This window comes from Exiguobacterium sp. ZOR0005, from assembly GCF_000798975.1.
Lineage (GTDB): Bacteria > Bacillota > Bacilli > Exiguobacteriales > Exiguobacteriaceae > Exiguobacterium > Exiguobacterium aurantiacum.
In genome coordinates this window covers 1-16,849 of the sequence record NZ_JTLB01000028.1, presented here as the reverse complement: position 1 = coordinate 16,849, position 16,849 = coordinate 1, and the positions used below count along the sequence as shown (strand labels likewise).

Annotated in this window: 20 protein-coding genes; 17 read left to right on the top strand and 3 right to left on the bottom strand. The window is 55.6% G+C overall.

Translation table 11 applies throughout. The annotated features are described in order from the left end of the window. Positions 1-3: 3 nt before the first annotated feature. Complete coding sequence (locus tag L971_RS12645) at positions 4-405, bottom strand: hypothetical protein (protein WP_024370868.1); 402 nt, start codon at positions 403-405, stop codon at positions 4-6. Positions 406-522: 117 nt separating this feature from the next. Here L971_RS12645 and L971_RS12640 point away from each other — a divergent pair, with 117 nt between their 5' ends. Further along, positions 523-1,041 (top strand): DUF421 domain-containing protein, encoded by a 519-nt coding sequence (locus L971_RS12640; protein WP_024370867.1) that lies wholly within the window; start codon positions 523-525, stop codon positions 1,039-1,041. 10 nt (positions 1,042-1,051) lie between these two features. Here the strand turns inward: L971_RS12640 and L971_RS12635 are convergent, their stop codons facing one another. Beyond that, positions 1,052-1,750, bottom strand: a complete 699-nt coding sequence (locus L971_RS12635; RefSeq protein WP_024370866.1) for a C40 family peptidase — start codon at positions 1,748-1,750, stop codon at positions 1,052-1,054. 375 nt (positions 1,751-2,125) lie between these two features. Here L971_RS12635 and rho point away from each other — a divergent pair, with 375 nt between their 5' ends. From rho to L971_RS12590, 9 genes are all read left to right on the top strand, one after another. Next, positions 2,126-3,466, top strand: a complete 1,341-nt coding sequence (gene rho, locus L971_RS12630; RefSeq protein ID WP_024370865.1) for a transcription termination factor Rho — start codon at positions 2,126-2,128, stop codon at positions 3,464-3,466. Positions 3,467-3,548: 82 nt separating this feature from the next. Then, positions 3,549-3,791: a type B 50S ribosomal protein L31 gene (locus L971_RS12625; protein WP_021066109.1), complete on the top strand. Its 243-nt coding sequence runs from the start codon at positions 3,549-3,551 to the stop codon at positions 3,789-3,791. Positions 3,792-3,928: 137 nt separating this feature from the next. Continuing rightward, positions 3,929-4,540, top strand: coding sequence for a thymidine kinase (locus L971_RS12620; RefSeq protein ID WP_024370864.1), 612 nt, complete (start codon positions 3,929-3,931; stop codon positions 4,538-4,540). An 81-nt stretch (positions 4,541-4,621) separates the two neighbouring features. Beyond that, positions 4,622-5,692, top strand: coding sequence for a peptide chain release factor 1 (gene prfA / locus L971_RS12615; RefSeq protein ID WP_024370863.1), 1,071 nt, complete (start codon positions 4,622-4,624; stop codon positions 5,690-5,692). Further along, positions 5,689-6,558: a peptide chain release factor N(5)-glutamine methyltransferase gene (prmC, locus tag L971_RS12610; RefSeq protein ID WP_231557609.1), complete on the top strand. Its 870-nt coding sequence runs from the start codon at positions 5,689-5,691 to the stop codon at positions 6,556-6,558. The genes prfA and prmC overlap by 4 nt, the downstream gene beginning before the upstream one ends. Then, positions 6,530-7,525, top strand: coding sequence for an L-threonylcarbamoyladenylate synthase (locus L971_RS12605; RefSeq protein WP_047376165.1), 996 nt, complete (start codon positions 6,530-6,532; stop codon positions 7,523-7,525). Before prmC ends, L971_RS12605 begins: the two co-directional genes overlap by 29 nt. 37 nt (positions 7,526-7,562) lie before the next feature. Next, entirely contained in the window at positions 7,563-8,063 is a 501-nt protein-coding gene (locus tag L971_RS12600) for a low molecular weight protein arginine phosphatase (protein ID WP_034800030.1), read from the top strand. 4 nt (positions 8,064-8,067) lie between these two features. After that, positions 8,068-8,508 (top strand): ribose 5-phosphate isomerase B, encoded by a 441-nt coding sequence (rpiB, locus tag L971_RS12595; protein WP_024370859.1) that lies wholly within the window; start codon positions 8,068-8,070, stop codon positions 8,506-8,508. Next, positions 8,505-9,047, top strand: coding sequence for a TIGR01440 family protein (locus L971_RS12590; RefSeq protein ID WP_024370858.1), 543 nt, complete (start codon positions 8,505-8,507; stop codon positions 9,045-9,047). The genes rpiB and L971_RS12590 overlap by 4 nt, the downstream gene beginning before the upstream one ends. Positions 9,048-9,082: 35 nt before the next feature. On the opposite strand, the gene L971_RS12585 is transcribed toward L971_RS12590, so the two are convergent. Continuing rightward, positions 9,083-9,868: an alpha/beta hydrolase gene (locus tag L971_RS12585; protein WP_024370857.1), complete on the bottom strand. Its 786-nt coding sequence runs from the start codon at positions 9,866-9,868 to the stop codon at positions 9,083-9,085. Positions 9,869-9,997: 129 nt separating this feature from the next. Here L971_RS12585 and glyA point away from each other — a divergent pair, with 129 nt between their 5' ends. The 7 genes from glyA (at position 9,998) to L971_RS12550 (ending at position 16,722) form a co-directional block, all read left to right on the top strand. Then, entirely contained in the window at positions 9,998-11,251 is a 1,254-nt protein-coding gene (gene glyA, locus L971_RS12580; RefSeq protein WP_047376162.1) for a serine hydroxymethyltransferase, read from the top strand. Positions 11,252-11,254: 3 nt separating this feature from the next. Then, positions 11,255-12,178 carry a hypothetical protein gene (locus L971_RS12575; RefSeq protein WP_047376160.1) on the top strand — a complete coding sequence of 308 codons (924 nt, stop codon included), beginning with the start codon at positions 11,255-11,257 and terminating at the stop codon, positions 12,176-12,178. 106 nt (positions 12,179-12,284) lie between these two features. Then, a complete protein-coding gene (locus L971_RS12570) occupies positions 12,285-12,554 on the top strand; it encodes a hypothetical protein (protein WP_047376158.1) in 270 nt (89 codons plus the stop codon). A 70-nt stretch (positions 12,555-12,624) separates the two neighbouring features. Beyond that, positions 12,625-13,302, top strand: a complete 678-nt coding sequence (locus tag L971_RS12565) for a response regulator transcription factor (protein WP_024370851.1) — start codon at positions 12,625-12,627, stop codon at positions 13,300-13,302. A 1-nt stretch (position 13,303) separates the two neighbouring features. Continuing rightward, positions 13,304-14,542 carry a cell wall metabolism sensor histidine kinase WalK gene (locus L971_RS12560; RefSeq protein WP_024370850.1) on the top strand — a complete coding sequence of 413 codons (1,239 nt, stop codon included), beginning with the start codon at positions 13,304-13,306 and terminating at the stop codon, positions 14,540-14,542. 117 nt (positions 14,543-14,659) lie between these two features. Beyond that, complete coding sequence (locus L971_RS12555; protein ID WP_052200391.1) at positions 14,660-15,346, top strand: hypothetical protein; 687 nt, start codon at positions 14,660-14,662, stop codon at positions 15,344-15,346. A gap of 146 nt (positions 15,347-15,492) precedes the next feature. Further along, the gene (locus L971_RS12550; RefSeq protein WP_047376156.1) at positions 15,493-16,722 is read left to right on the top strand and encodes a hypothetical protein; all 1,230 of its coding nucleotides are present in this window, start codon (positions 15,493-15,495) and stop codon (positions 16,720-16,722) included. Positions 16,723-16,849 lie beyond the last annotated feature (127 nt).

The following is a 16,849-nucleotide window of genomic DNA, read 5'->3' as shown; positions in this document are numbered from 1 at the left end:
GAATTAATCCCGCTCGTCATGGTCGATCATATAGGTCACAATCAAAAATAAGATGAAACTGATCAATGAGACCGTACCGCCGATGATGAAATAAACCATCGTGAACGTCTCGTTCCACGCAAACGGGTTCATCGCATAGAGCCACATCCCGCTCGTCAAACCGATTGATCCGATGACGGCTGTCCAGCCGTGGACAGTGACGAGCAATGGATGCTTCACGCGATACAACCGATAAAAGACGCCCCAAGCAAAGACTGATAACCAGCCGGCGAGCAAGATGTGGGCGTGGATGGGGCGAAACGCATAGCTCCCGGCGCCTGACATGTGTGACCCGATCGCCGTCCCGATGACCCCGAAGACGGCGGCGAGACGGATGAGGCGCAGACTCCAAGTTTTTTCTACCATAAGCTAATCACTCCTTATTAGAATCATCTCGAGTATACCGGACGAATGTGAACGCAATATGAATGACGATTAACTTAGGTTCACATGTGGAACAACGAGAAGAGGGGAGGGGAGCGGATGGAACAATTGAACGCAATGCTGCGGATCGTCTTGACAGGTATCGGGGCATACGTGTCGATCATCGTGATATTACGAATTTCAGGCAAGCGTACGCTCGCCAAGATGAACGCTTTTGACTTCATCGTGACCGTGGCGCTCGGCTCTATTTTAGCGACGACGCTGACGAGTCAACAGACGCCGCTGTTGAACGGGCTGACCGCTTTTGCGACGCTCGTTTTGCTACAATACGTGGTAGCGAAGCTCGCCACAACATCCGAACGGGTCAATCAGATGATCAAGTCGACCCCGACGCTCTTGTTCTATAAAGGAAGTTATATGAAAGGGCCGATGCGGAAAGAACGTGTGCTTGAGATCGAAGTGCTCCAAGCGATCCGCTCGAGCGGAACCGACTTCGAACGAGTCGAAGCCGTCGTCCTAGAGACGGACGGAACGTTCTCTGTGCTCACCGGCACGGAGAAGGTGCTCCAACATGTGGACACAAAAAAACGACTCGGTTCCGATGAACCGAGTCGTTGAAGTCATTTGATTAGAGGTATGATCCAGCACCGACGTAACGTGGTGCCCAGTAGCCTGATGTGAAGCTCGCGTATTTAACGCCGCCTGTTTCAGAGTTGATCATTTGTGTTTTGCTAAGTGCCATACCGACGTGTTGGATCGTGCTTCCGTTATGTGAGAAGAACACGAGGTCTCCAGCTTGGATCGCTGACTTCGAAACTTTTTTCGAGTTTGCGTATTGTGAGCGTGAGTCACGTGGGATTGACTTATTGATTGCTTTTTTGTAAACGTGGCCTGTGTAACCAGAGCAGTCAAAACCAGCTGTTGTCGTGCCACCGAAGCGGTACGGTACACCGAGGTATTTCTTCGACTCAGCGACGAGTTTCGAACGAGCGTCTGTTGCCGTTGTCGTTGATGCCTTCGTTACCGTTGTAGCTGTTGCTGCTTGCAAGTACGTGTACGTTGATGAAGCTGAGATGTAACGGTGAGTCCCTTTGTAGTTAATCTTGTAGAAAGATCCGACTTTACCAAGGTATGTATAACGTTGGCCTTTATCCATCTTAGCTACGACTGATGAGTTGAGTGACGCCGATGTACGGATGTTCAAACCGTTTACTTTCGAGTAAGCAAATGTTCCAGTTGAAGCTTCTGCTTGTTCGCTCGTAGTGAAGGCGAGACCCGAGAACGCGAGAGTGGCAGCGACGATGATAGATGCGAAACGCTTTAACATAATGTAATTCCCTCCGTTTTCAAAAATAAAACCCTGTGATTGTATATGGACGATGTGTGTTTACGATTGTCAGGCAAAAGTTAATAGTCTTACCCGGTTTCCTTTGCAAATAAACTATATCATGCGCGAGACCGATGGCATTTTTCAATCGCAAGACAAAAACGGTTTTCTTGTAACATATTTGAAACAATATGCGGCTATAAAGACTTTTTTGTTACATAGAAACGAAAATGACTGTTATCTTTTGAACATCAGGGGAATAGACTGTCATAAAGCCATTTTTTAAAAGTGACGTCTCCTATGAATTGTGATTAGATGAATGAGGACTTAGTAATTATTTTATAAATATAGAATCATGAAAGACAGGTGACTTGAATGAGTCCACAGACCGAACCGGCCAGAAATTATACGCTTCGCGAACTTGAGACGAAGACGTTGAAAGAGTTATATGAGATTGCTAAAGAAGTGAACGTCCCGCAATATCGGGAGGCGCGTAAACGTGAGCTCATGTTCCGCATCTTAAAATCGCAAGCCGAATCGAAGGACCTCTACTTCCTCGAAGGCATCCTTGAAATCATTCCGCCGAACCCGCAGTCGCAAAACGACGGGGGCTTCGGTTTCCTCCGACCGATCAACTACTCTCAGTCTTCCGAAGACATCTACATCGCCGCTTCCCAAATTCGTCGCTTCAACCTCCGCAACGGGGACCTCGTGACGGGGAAAGTCCGGAAACCGAAAGAGAATGAACGGTTCCAAGGGCTACTCAGTGTCGAGGCCGTCAACGGGGAGACGACCGAGTCGACGCGGAACCGCGACTACTTCCCGGCGCTCACGCCGATTTACCCTGACGAGCGGATGGTGCTCGAGACGGAACCGAACCATCTGTCGGTCCGTGTCATGGATATGATCGCACCGGTCGGGTTCGGACAGCGTGGGTTGATCGTCGCACCGCCGAAAGCGGGGAAGACGTCTCTATTGAAAGAGATTGCCAACTCGATCACGACGAACCACCCGAACGTGGAGCTGATCATCTTGCTGATCGACGAACGTCCTGAAGAAGTGACGGACATCCAGCGTTCGGTGCCGGGCGCGGACGTGGCCTACTCGACGTTTGACGAGACACCGGAAAACCACGCCCGCATCTCCGAGCTCGTACTCGAGCGGGCGATGCGCCTCGTCGAACATAAGAAAGACGTCGTCATCTTGCTCGACTCGATCACGCGTTTGACACGGGCATATAACTTGTCTGTCCCGCCGAGCGGTCGCACGCTCTCCGGAGGGATCGACCCGGCGGCGTTTCATAAACCGAAGAAGTTCTTCGGGGCGGCCCGCAACATCGAGGACGGCGGCAGTTTGACGATTCTCGGTACGGCACTCATCGATACGGGGTCGCGCATGGATGACGTCATCTATGAAGAGTTCAAAGGGACGGGCAACATGGAGCTCCACCTCGACCGGAAGCTCGCGGAACGCCGCATCTTCCCGGCCATCGACATCCGTCGCTCGGGGACACGTAAAGAAGAGTTGCTTCTCGGCAAGGACGAGCTCGACATGTTATGGACGATTCGCCGCACGATGAACGAGTCTCCGGACTTCGTCGATCAGTTCTTACGCCGTGTCCGCGAGACGAAGACGAACATCGACTTTTTCGCAGCGCTCGAGGCCGATAAGAAAAAGAGTCGCCGTCCGGTGAAAAAAACAAAAACTGACTTGTAAATCTGTGGACTGGGTGCTATTATATTCTAGTGAACTTTCTCTAGGTTGAAAGAATACTTAGGGCCGAAGGAGTTGAAAAGCAATGAAACAAGGAATCCACCCAGAATACCGTAAAGTCGTATTCATGGACTCGACGACTGAGTTCAAATTCATCTCTGGTTCGACTCGTTACTCTAACGAGACAATCACGATGGAAGATGGTAACGAATACCCACTCATCCGTGTCGATGTATCTTCTGACTCGCACCCGTTCTACACAGGTCGCCAGAAATTCGCATCAGCGGACGGTCGTATCGAGCGCTTCAACAAGAAGTACCAACGTTAATCGTCAACTTGTATGCACACCGCCTAGGGATTGCCCTTGGCGGTTTTTATTTTTTATAGATAGAAGTCAACCCTTTTTCTTGAAGGAAAAGATGGGTATAATCGGGAAGCGATTATCGATGGAGAGGGCGAAGAAAAATGATGCATGTGACGAACCGATACGGTTGGATCGAAGTGATTTGTGGGAGTATGTTTTCTGGGAAATCGGAGGAACTGATTCGTCGTGTCCGCCGGGCCCATTACGGCAAAATCCCGGTGCAAGTGTTCAAACCGGCCATCGACGACCGGTATCACGAGGAGAACGTCGTCTCACATAGCGGCAACTCGGTCGTGGCCGTCCCGATTCAGTCGAGCCAAGACTTGTACGATGCGGTGCGGGAAGAGACGCAAGTCATCGCCATCGACGAAGTCCAGTTCTTTGACGAAGGGATCGTCGACGTCATCGAGCAGTTGGCGTCAGAAGACAAACGTGTCATCTGCGCCGGTCTCGATATGGACTTCCGTGGTGAACCGTTCACGATGATGCCGGAACTGCTCGCGCGTGCCGAGTTCGTCACGAAGCTGCAGGCGATCTGCCTGTCTTGCGGCGCCCCGGCGTCACGGACGCAGCGATTGATTGACGGGCACCCGGCCCGCTATGAGGACCCGGTCATCTTGGTCGGTGCCGCGGAATCGTACGAGCCGCGCTGCCGCCACTGTCATGACGTCCCGAACAAACCACGCCCGGTCCGCCACACGGTGGCCGATTGATGACTAAAGCGAACCGCCTCGGCGGTTCGTTTTTTGCTATAATGAAGACAGTTCGATTTGACGGAGAAAGGACGGATCATCATGTTTGACCGTTTAAGTGTATTAGAAGAACGTTACATGCAATTGAATGAGATGCTCGCTGACCCAGAAGTGCTCAGCGACTCAAATAAATTGCGCCAATATTCGAAAGAACAATCCCAGCTCGAAGAGACGGTGCAAGCGTACCGTCGCTACAAAGAGACGAGCGGGGCTTATAAAGAAGCAAAGCAAATGCTCGAGGACCGTACGCTCGATAGTGACATGCGCGAGCTCGCGAAAGAAGAGATGTCACTTCTCGAGCCGGAAGTGAAAGCGCTCGAGGCGAAACTGCGGGTGCTGCTCCTGCCGAAAGACCCGAACGACGACAAGAACGTCATCGTCGAGATCCGCGGGGCGGCCGGAGGGGACGAGGCGGCACTGTTTGCGGTTGATCTCTATAAGATGTACACGCGTTTCGCCGAACGGCAAAATTGGAAAGTCGAGTTGATCGACGCCAACTACACGGAGCTCGGCGGCTTTAAAGAAGTGACGTTCCTCATCAACGGGACGGGCGCCTATTCGAAGCTGAAGTTTGAGAACGGCGCCCATCGCGTCCAGCGCGTCCCGTCGACGGAGTCGGGCGGACGTATCCACACGTCGACAGCGACCGTGGCGGTCCTTCCGGAAGCCGAAGACGTCGAAGTCCACATCGACATGAAAGACGTCCGTGTCGACACGTTCACATCATCCGGCCCGGGCGGCCAGTCCGTCAACACGACACAGTCGGCCGTGCGGTTGACCCACATCCCGTCTGGTCTCGTCGTGTCGTGCCAAGATGAGAAGTCGCAACATAAAAACAAGGACAAGGCGCTCAAAGTGCTCCGGGCCCGCCTGTACGACAAGATGCAGAGCGAACATATGGAAGAGCTGTCGGCCCAGCGGAAATCGGCCGTCGGGACGGGGGACCGTTCGGAACGGATCCGGACGTATAACTTCCCGCAGAGCCGGGTGACGGACCACCGCATCGGACTCACGCTGCAAAAGCTCGACCGCGTGCTCGCCGGTGAGCTCGACGACATCATCGATGCCCTCGTCATGGACGAACAGGCCCGTCTCATGGAGGATGCGGAATGATGCGGATCGCCGCCACGTTGAAAGCAGCTGAACGGGAACTGACTGACGCCGGCCGCGACGCCTCGATGGCGGAGTGGTGGCTCATGCATGTGCTCCAAGTCGACCGGACGGGCCTGCTCGTCCGTTTGTCCGAGGAGTTGACCGCTTCCGAAACGGAGGCGTTCGATGACGGGATGGAGCGACTCATCGCCGGCGAGCCGGTCCAACATTTGATCGGGCACGCCCCGTTTTACGGACGGGCGTTTGAAGTGAACCGTGACGTGCTCATTCCGCGGCCTGAGACGGAAGAGTTGATCGAGTGGGTCGCCGAACACGTCGGAGCGGTCGGCGATGACGAGATTGTCGACGTCGGGACAGGCTCGGGCGCCATCGCTGTCACGCTCAGCCTTGAGCTCGGGAAACGAGTCCACACCGTCGATATTTCCCGGGAAGCGATCGCGGTAGCGAAGCGAAACGCTAAAGCGCTCGGTGCTGACGTCGTCTTTCATGAAGGGGACTGTTTGGCCCCGATCAAGGATGAATCGATCCGGGTGCTCGTCTCGAATCCGCCATATATCGAAGCGGACGAACTGCTCGATGAGACGGTCGCGGCGTTCGAGCCGCACCTCGCCTTGTTCGGTGGAGCGGACGGGCTCGACTTTTATCGCAAGATCATCGCCGACTCCACACGCGTGTTGCGGCCGGATTGGCAGTTGATTGCTTTTGAAATCGGGTATAACCAAGGACAAGTTGTGAAAACGTACCTGTCCGAACGTTATCCTGAAGCAGAAACGGGTATTTTAAAAGATATAAACGGTAAAGACCGAATCGTCTTCGCCGTGAGGGAAGGGATTGCGCATGGAAACGAAATGGATCAAGCCGACTGAAGTGAAGATTGGGGTGGATCTCTTGAAAGCGGGCGAAGTTATCGCCATGCCGACGGAGACGGTATACGGCCTCGCCGGAGACGCGACGAACGACGTCGCGATCCGTAAAATTTTTGAGGCGAAAGGCAGACCGGCAGACAACCCGCTCATCGTTCACGTCGCGTCGGTCGAACAAGCCGAACATTTCGCGCAAGCCATCCCGCCGACCGCCAGACGCTTGATGGAAGCGTTTTGGCCTGGTGCCTTGACGATCATCTTACCGTCGAACGGTCGGGCGTCATCACTCGTGACGGCGGGACTCGAGTCAATCGGGCTCCGGATGCCGGACCATGAAGCTGCGCTCGACTTGATCCGCATGTCCGGTCTTGGCCTTGCCGCACCGAGTGCGAACCGGTCGGGACGACCGTCCCCGACGACCGCGAAACACGTGGCCGATGATTTGTCCGGTCGCATCGCGGGTATTATGGATGGGGGACCGACAGGCATCGGCGTCGAGTCGACCGTGATTGATTGCACGACGGAACCGGCGACGATTTTACGTCCCGGCGGCGTGACGAAAGAAGCGATCGAGGCCATCATCGGACCGGTCCATTTGGACGCCAATTTGAGCGATGAAGCAGCCGCGCCACGGTCACCCGGCATGAAGTACACCCATTATGCCCCGAGCGCTCCGCTTTATCTCGTCGACGGCGGACGCGACGACCTCGTGCGCATCATCACGGCACGACAGGAGGCGGGCAAGCGGGTCGGCGCGCTCGTGTTCGATGAACAGGCGACCCCGGCTGACGTCACGTTGTCCCTCGGCACCTCGATGGAGACGGCGGCACAAAGACTATACGAGGCGTTACGGAAATTTGATGAGACCGATGTGGAAGAGATTTACGTGAACCGGATCGAGCCGACGGGAGTCGCGCTTGCCGTCTATAACCGCCTCTACAAGGCGGCGGGCGGGAAGGTCGTCCGGTAAGAGGAAGAGGCTTAAGGACATAGAGGAGGATCACGCGATGTCGATAAAACGCGTATTATTCATATGTAGCGGAAACACATGCCGAAGCCCGATGGCGATGGCCTTGCTTCGCTCGAAAGTGACCGGTGACGAGTTTGATATTCGATCGGCTGGCCTGCGGACGATGCAAGGGTTTGACGCCTCAGAGAACGCCCTTCAAGTATTGCGGGAACGTGGGATTGAACTCGAACACGTGACGCAGACGTTTGACGAAGTCCTCGGTCGATGGGCCGACATCATCTTGACGATGACGCGAGCGCACCGCGAGCAGATTCGGGACACACACCCGGAACTCGCTGACCGCACGTATACACTTTATGAATTCGTGACCGGGCTTGAACGTGATATCAACGACCCGTTCGGCGGGTCGATGAACGTCTATCGTCAAGTTCGAAACGAGCTCGAACCACTCGTCAACCGACTTGTGTTAAAATTGACGAATGACGGGTCAAAGGTGACGAAACCACCGAGACGCCTACCAAAGAAGACGGGGGAATGACGGAATGAAAATCGCAATCGGCGCCGATCACGGCGGATTCAACTTGAAAAAAGACATCATCGGATTATTAGAGGAGCTCGGGCACGAGTATAAAGATTTCGGGACACACTCGGCCGAGTCGATCGATTATCCGGACGTGGCCATCCCGGTCGCGGAAGCAGTCGCTGCCGGTGAATTTGACCGCGGCATCTTGATCTGTGGAACAGGGATCGGGATCGGGATCGCTGCCAACAAGGTGAAAGGCATTCGCGCGGCGCTCGTCCATGACTCGTTCAGCGCGAAAGCGACGCGTCAACATAACGACTCGAACATCATGACGATGGGCGAACGCGTCATCGGACCAGGCCTTGCGCTTGATTTGGTCGAGACGTGGCTCGATACGGACTTCGAAGGCGGACGCCACTCGAACCGTGTCGGCAAGATGAGTGCTTACGAATCGAAGTGACGACGATGAAGACGGAGCTTTTGGACTTATTGACGGAGTTGCACGAACGGTTTCCGTTAGATGAGGAAAAGATTCTCGTCATCGGCTGTTCGACGAGTGAAGTGCTCGGGAAGACGATCGGAAAGGCAGGGTCCATCGACGTCGCCGCGGAATTCATCGACGCGTTCTTGTCGTTCCGTGACCGGACCGGTGTCCACCTCGCTTTTCAAGGTTGTGAACATATTAACCGGGCGCTCACCGTCGAACGCCGGACACAGAAGCAGTTCGGCTTGACGGAAGTGACGGTCGTCCCGATTCGGGCGGCCGGGGGGGCGATGTCCGAGAAAGCGTATGAGCATCTCGACACCCCGTGTGTCGTCGAATCGATTCAAGCGGACGCGGGAATCGACATCGGCTCGACGTTGATCGGCATGCACTTGAAGCCGGTCGCGATTCCCGTCCGGCTGTCGTCAAAACAGCTCGGTGAGGCGTACGTCACGTTCGCCATCACACGGCCGAAGTTGATCGGCGGCCCACGGGCGCATTATCCAGCCAAATAAATGAAAGCCGGTCGTCCACGACCGGCTTTTTTGCGTTATAAGTCTTCACTGAACAAGTACGACACGACCATCGGGAAACGTTCGCGCCAGGCGATCTCGTTGTGTACGCCTTCTTCGATCACTTCGAAACGGAGGTGTTCGACTTTGTCGCGGAGCAGGGCATAGACGCGCTCGCTCGATTCCAAGTACATCTCGTTCGTCGGTCCGTCCGCCGTCGGCTGTTCGACTTCTTTGCGGCCGACGTCCATATACAACCGTTCGACGCCTTTCAAATCGCTCGCCTCGATCAACTGCTCGATCTCGGTCTGGTTGAACCAGAACGCCGAGGAGAGCGAGGCGACGCGGGTGAACACGTCCGGATAGACGCAAGCGGCGTAAACCGAGATCAGCCCGCCCATCGAGCTGCCCATCATCCCGGTCTCGTCCGGCTTCGTCCGATAGTTCGCATCGATCATCGGTTTTAACTCTTGGGCGATGTATTCGATGTAAGCGGAACCTTGGCCGCCGAGCGTCACGTCTTGACCGAGCAGGCTCTCACCGATATACGGGTTCTCCCACGGTCCATACTCGTCGAGCCGCATCTCGCCGGGGGCGCTGTCGATGGCGACGACGATCAACTCACGTTTGGAGGCGGCTAAGTAATCGCCGACGCGCCAACTCATCTTATAGCTCGCATCCTCATCGGCGAACACGTTCTGTCCGTCGTGCATATAGAGCACCGGGTAGCGCTTGTCTGTCATCTCGTAGTCATCCGGCGTATAAATCCGAATCGTCCGCTCGCGCTCGAACGGGGTGATGGTGATTTGTTTTGTCTCAATCATAAACATCCTCCTCTGATCGTCTTCTTCCATATGATACCCGTCTTGGCGCTCGATTAGACGATACCCAAAAAAAGAAGCATATGGTACGATGGGGGTGTTGATTTTTAGACATTCAGAGGGGGTTTCAACATGGTAAACACGACGAAGTTGAAAGTGCAGGATGCGGAATTGTTTGAAGCGATGCAACATGAGCTCGGTCGTCAACGGGAGAATATCGAACTCATCGCCTCGGAGAACTTTGTCTCAGAAGCGGTCATGGAAGCGCAAGGCGGCGTGCTGACGAACAAGTACGCGGAAGGTTATCCAGGCCGTCGCTACTACGGCGGATGCGAGTTCGTCGACGTGGCTGAAAACTTGGCGCGCGACCGCGCCAAAGAGCTGTTCGGTGCAGAACATGCCAACGTCCAACCACACTCGGGCGCGCAAGCGAACATGGCCGTCTACTTCACGATCCTTGAAGCAGGCGACACGGTGCTCGGCATGAACTTGTCGCACGGTGGTCATTTGACGCACGGAAGTCCGGTCAACTTCTCAGGCGTTCAGTACAACTTCGTCGAGTACGGTGTGGACAAAGATACAGAACACATCGACTATGACGTCGTCGCCGCCCTCGCGAAAGAACATAAACCAAAACTCATCGTCGCTGGTGCGTCGGCGTACCCGCGTACGATCGATTTCGCCAAGTTCCGTGAGATCGCCGACAGCGTCGGCGCCTACCTCATGGTCGACATGGCCCACATCGCCGGTCTCGTCGCGGCCGGTCTTCATCCGAACCCGGTCGAGCACGCGCACTTCGTGACGACGACGACGCATAAGACGCTTCGTGGTCCGCGCGGCGGCATGATCCTTTGTAAAGAAGAGTTCGCCAAAGCGATCGATAAGTCGATCTTCCCAGGGATCCAAGGCGGTCCGCTCATGCACGTCATCGCCGCGAAAGCGGTGGCGTTCGGTGAAGCGCTCCAACCTGAGTTCAAAGACTATCAGGCCCAGGTCATCAAAAACGCGCAAGCGCTCGCGAAAGGTCTTGAAGAGGAAGGGCTCCGCATCGTATCGGGCGGCACGGACAACCACCTTCTCCTCGTCGATCTCCGCGGCATCGACATTACCGGGAAAGCGGCCGAGCATGCGCTCGATGAGGCCGGCATCACGGTGAACAAGAACACGATTCCGTTCGACCCGGCATCACCGTTCGTCACGAGCGGGATCCGTCTCGGGACGGCAGCGATGACGACACGCGGCTTCAAAGAAGACGATATGGGCGAAGTCGCTCGTTTGATCGGCCGTGTCTTGACGAACCATGAAGATGAGGCAGTGCTTGCCGAAGCGCACGAAGCCGTGCGCAACTTGACGGCGAAGTTCCCGCTTTACCCTGAACGAGGCTGACGAATGGACGTACGGACACTCGCAGACCGAGAACTGACGGAACTGCCGCTCATCGACATGACGGAATGGCTCGTAAGGAAAGGCGAGCACGACCCGACGTTTCGGCTCGTCGCGAACGAATTCGGCGTCGTGATGACACTCCTCGACCACGGCTATTACAGCGAGGCGAGTGAGCGGATCGTCCCACTTCTCGGGATGAAAGTGCCCGCGGCATTTCATCGGCTCGGGCTCGCGCTCGAAGTGAAAGCGAACGGAAAGAAGGCGGCCAAGCGCCGCTTTCGTTCGTTGTCGCCGGCCGTCATGAACCATGCGGACTTGACGGACTGGCGCGCTGCCTTCAAGTGGGAAGTGAGATGGCTCGGTCTCCCGGCCGCCGTCGCGCTCGCGCTTGCCGCCTTGGCTTTCTGGCCGGATGCTCCGACACCGCCCGTCGCACCCGTGACGGAAGCGCCTGAAGTCGTGACGGTGACCGAGGATGAGGCGCTCGCGAAGCGGCTCGAAGAACTCGAGCAAGAAGTGGCGCGTCTCGAACAAGAGAACGAGTCACTCCAAGCCGCAGAACCGATTACGGAAGAAGCGGCCCCGACAGAGGTCCCGCTCGCCGAAGTCGAATCGCTCGTGTCGGATAAACGTTACGAGGAGGCGGACGCGCTTCTCGACGGCAAGGCGAAAGCCGGCCAGGAACAGGCGGTCGGTTTTTATCGGTTGCTCGTCGACAACAAGTTGGAGCAAGCCGATATTTCGGACTATGCCGCGTACGTCGAGGCGTATCCGGAGTCTGGCTATAGAGCAGACGTCCTGTGGATGAAAGGCATCGCTGAGAAAAAACAAGGGGATGCCGCTTACCGGACGACGCTCGCCGAGGTCGCGGCGATGGAAGGGACGTATTGGGCCCCGATCGCCGAATCGGTATTGAGTCAAGAGTGAGGTTGCAGCCTGTGCTGCAGCCTTTTTCTCATCAAATTCTAATGGAATTCACCCGTCCCTCTCAGCTTGACCTCGTATAGTGAAGAAAAAGAGAGGGAGAGATGAGATGCGACGCAGTAGAAGAGGTGAGATCGGCCGGTTCGTCAAACGATTTATCATGACGATACTGGCCGTGACGTTGATGGCGGCCGGGGTCGCCGGATTTTTACTATTCACGATGAGCGGAAACGTCTGGCTCGAGCAACTGTTCTCATACGGCAACGAGGTATCGTTCCGAGCGGAAGGGCTCGATTTGCGGTTCGAACAATGGACCGACTCGCTTGAGACGCGTTTCGAGCGGATGATCCCGGAGACGGTCCGTCCGTTTTTTGACTGAACAATCCGGGAACAGAATAAGGATGCGTCGGGCGGACTGCTCGGCGCTTTTTTCAGAAAGGATGAATGAGATGCCAACGATTCTCGTCGTCGAAGACGATGCTAAAATTGCGAGACTGCTACAACTAGAACTGATGCACGCCGGATACACGGTCGAGGTCGCTCACGACGGGCGCACCGGGCTCGACCGGGCGCTCGAAGGCGGGATTGACTTGATGCTCCTTGACGTCATGTTGCCACAGATGAGCGGCCTTGAAGTCGTACGTCGCGTCAAGACAGAACAGCCGCTCTTGCCGGTGCTCATGGTGACGGCGCGGGGGGACCGCTACGACAAAGTGAGCGGGCTCGACTTGGGGGCGGATGATTACATCACGAAGCCGTTCGAGATGGAAGAACTGCTCGCCCGAATCCGAGCCTTTTTACGGATGCGACAGCACGTCCAGACCGATACGAGCGAGCGGTTGTTGTCATACGAGGGGCTGGCGGTCGATATCGACCGTCATGAAGTGACGTGCGACGGGGAGACGGTCGAGTTGACCCGGCGCGAATTCGACTTGCTCGCTTACTTCCTTGAACATCCGGAACGGGTGCTGACGCGCGACCAATTGCTCGAGCACGTTTGGGGTTTTGATTATTACGGGGATACGAACGTCGTCGACGTATACGTGCGTTATGTCCGGAAGAAGCTCGGCGGCAATTGGATTCAGACGGTTCGAGGTGTCGGGTACATGTTGAAGCGCGGTGAATAACATGAAGCTACGGACAAAAATCGCCCTCTCCATGACGGGGTTCATGTTGTTTCTGCTCATCACATCGTTCGGGGTCGCCTGGCTCGTCTCGCGTCACCAAATCATCGATTCACGCTATGACGTGTTGCGGCAAGCGCTCAGCTTGTTAGAAGAAGACGCGCGCAATCGTGACGCCGTCGTCTCGCTCCATGAAGACAGCGTCGTCCTCGAGCGGCAAGCGAACGGGGAATGGGCCATCGTCGGTGGATCGAGCGCGGACGGGCTTCGCTTCCCGGTCAATTACGGTGAACCGGAGCTCGTCGGGGATTGGTTCGTCATCGCGACCTCGAACGGACTCGCCTACGGCTTCGAGGATGCGGCCGTGAGCGAGACGCTCAGGACGCTCGCGACGATTCTGTTGATTATTTTTATGATCGCCGTGGCGATGACGTTCATCGGTAGCCTATGGATCGTACGGCAAGGATTGGCGCCGCTACGATACCTGGAGATGACGATGCAGCGCATCACCGCCTCTGGGACGCTCGAGACGATTGAAGTCGGTGAGCGTAACGACGAAGTGGCGACGCTCGCGACCGGATTCAACCAGATGATCGCCCGCGTCGAAGGGTCGATGGACCAACAACGTCGTTTCGTCGCCGATGTTTCACATGAATTGAAGACGCCGCTCACCGTCATCGAGGGCTACGCCAAGTTATTGCGACGTTGGGGACAGAGCGACCCGGCCGTCCGCGATGAGGCGATCGATCATATTTTGACCGAGTCGCGTCAAATGCGAGAAGATTTGATTGACCCGATGCTCGAGTTGAGCCGGTTCACGGCGCTAGAGGACGTCGAGGACGAGGAAATCGACTTACTTGAACTGGGCGGTTATTTGACCGAACGTTTCGAGCGGTCTCATGGGAAGCGCGTCCCGATCGAGGCGGCCGGGACGTGGGTCGGACACCGTGATTCGTTGCAGCGCCTGCTCGTCATCTTCATCGACAACAGTTTGAAGTATGCTGCGGACACACGAGTGACGATGACGCCGACCCGAATCGAGGTGCGGGATCACGGTCCGACGCTCGACGAGGAAGAACGAATGCGTCTGTTCGACCGCTTTTATCGGCTCGACGAGGCACGGGACCGGAGTGGGAGCGGCCTCGGCCTCGCGATCGCCAAAGAAGTCGCCGACTTGAACGGCTGGTCGGTCGGCAGTTATGCGAACGCCCCGACCGGCAGTATCTTTTACGTCGCGAAATGAAAAACATTTTGCGAACTCTCATCATTTTCTAATCGAATCCTCGTGGTGCTCTAACGTCGTCCGTCTATGATGAAGATGTAGATCAGGAACACCACATGACATGAGGAGGAACATACCATGAAATTAATCGGATGGATTTTAGGCGTTGGCCTGGCGGTGCTCGCCGTCGCTGGAATCGGCCTGTATGTCGCCAATGATAAGACGGACACGGTCATCGTCCCACGGGCGATCGATAGTGCGAACGATGGAGGGAACGGATCAGAGGATGCGCGCGACGACGTCCGGGAAGATGGCGAGGACGCGAGCCGAGAAGAAGCTGCCTCGCAACAAGGACAGTCCGAAGCGGGCGACATCCCGATCCGCTCGGTCGATGATGATGACGACTATGAACTGTACGGAACACTCGTCGCCCTCACTGACCGCGATGTGACGATCAGCTTCAGCGGCAAAGAGTCGACCTATCCGCTCGCCGCACGTCATGAGATCGACGATGACACACCGAAAGCGGGAGATCGCGTCAAACTGGAATTCAACCGCAACAACGAAGTGAAAGAAGTCGACCGGGAGAACGATGACTTCGACATCTATGGTTCGTTCGTCAGCATGACGGACCGTGACGTGACAATCGAACGTGAAGGTCAGACGCTCACGTTCCCGCTCGCGGCCCGCTACGAGCTCGATGACGGGATGCCGAAAGCGGGAGACCGCGTCAAGCTCGAGTTGAACATGCAAGAACAAGTCAAGGAAATCGAACGTGAGGATGACGATGACGATGATCGTGATGACGACGACGATGACGATTGACCATAAGGTGCCACAAGCGTGGCGCCTTTTTTGTATTCGTAACACTTCTGAAAACATAATTGAAACGGGTTGTATGATATGATGAATAAGGAATTTTTAGGGGGGTATATCCTAAAGATGAACGAACGGGGACGGAGGTGCCGGGGATGCGGCCGTATTGTACGATTCTGCTCGCACTGGGCATTCTCAGCGGGTGTGGGACAAAAGAGATGAACGCGCTCGAAATGCGTCCGCTAGCGGCATCGTCGCTCGAGCAGACGAGCGGGATAGAATTACCATTGGAAATTAAAGAACAGATTCTTACATATTGCGAGAAACAGCCGAGAGACGTCTTGCCGGCACGCCGGGCGAAAGTGACGGAGGCGACGTTCGTCCATCCTGTATATGAAGAGCTGGGGAGCAAGACGGTCAGTTATTGGGTGAGCGGGGACACGCGGTACGTCTCGTGCGCGAACAGCGATGAACAGTTCGTGCGGACGTTCGAAGTCGAGCCGATCGCTGTGTTCGAGTCGGCGAGAGGAGGATTCGCCGAGACGGAAGCGAGACGCGCCATGACGTTTGAAGGAGAGTCGGACGTGTCTTACATAAACGAGTTGTTCCACATCGACCCCGCCCACGAGTCGGTCATCCCGGAATCGATATTTCACTATGAAACACCGGACAGCGGTTCGCTTTCCGTCACGTACGAAGTGAAGCGGAACGGGCGGACGATGGACCGGACGATCGAGCCGGGCTTGTTCATCTTCAATGGAGAGCGGACGAGCGGGTACTCATTCTTGACCCGACTTGCCGACGGCCGCGTCTCCCTCCAAATCGGGACAGGCGGGCAGCTCGAGCGGAAAGTGTTGCCGGACATGTTTTCGGGGGAATACGTAAAGCTCGACTCTTCGGAGGAAACGATCGTACTCGATGGGACGAGGCGTCAGCTGATGAAGCGGGTCATCGTCTCGGATGAGCCGATCACGGACGTCGGGGACGAATCATCGTTGACGTTATCAGAACGCTACGGTACGGTCATCGAGGTGTGGGGCAATGTCAGGTTGCCGATGACGACGACGATGATGATGCCATCACCGGCCGGAGAGAAGATCCGGCTCGCGACGTATGAGCGGGACGGGGTGACGGGACATTTGGACGGACCGAACACGCAAGCGCTGTTCGCCTTGTTGACGGACGTCACAGCGGGAACACGGCCGCAGGAAGCGACGTATCACGGGACGATCACGTTGTATGAACGATTGGCCGAGCAAGCGTTGGCCGTATACGTGACACCCGACAACAAAGACGTATGGGTCGTCGACCTCGAATCAGGCCGTGAGCACGTCCTCGACGCGGAACGGCTGAGCGGACTGATCGATGTCTCAAAACATAAATAAAATACAAACATATAGTTTACCCGCTTTATGACGAAAGTATGTCAGAAATGAACTGCCCCATAAAAGTTGGACATAAAAATCCAACTTTTATGGGGTGTTTTTATGGTCAAATTTACGAAGGCTTTTA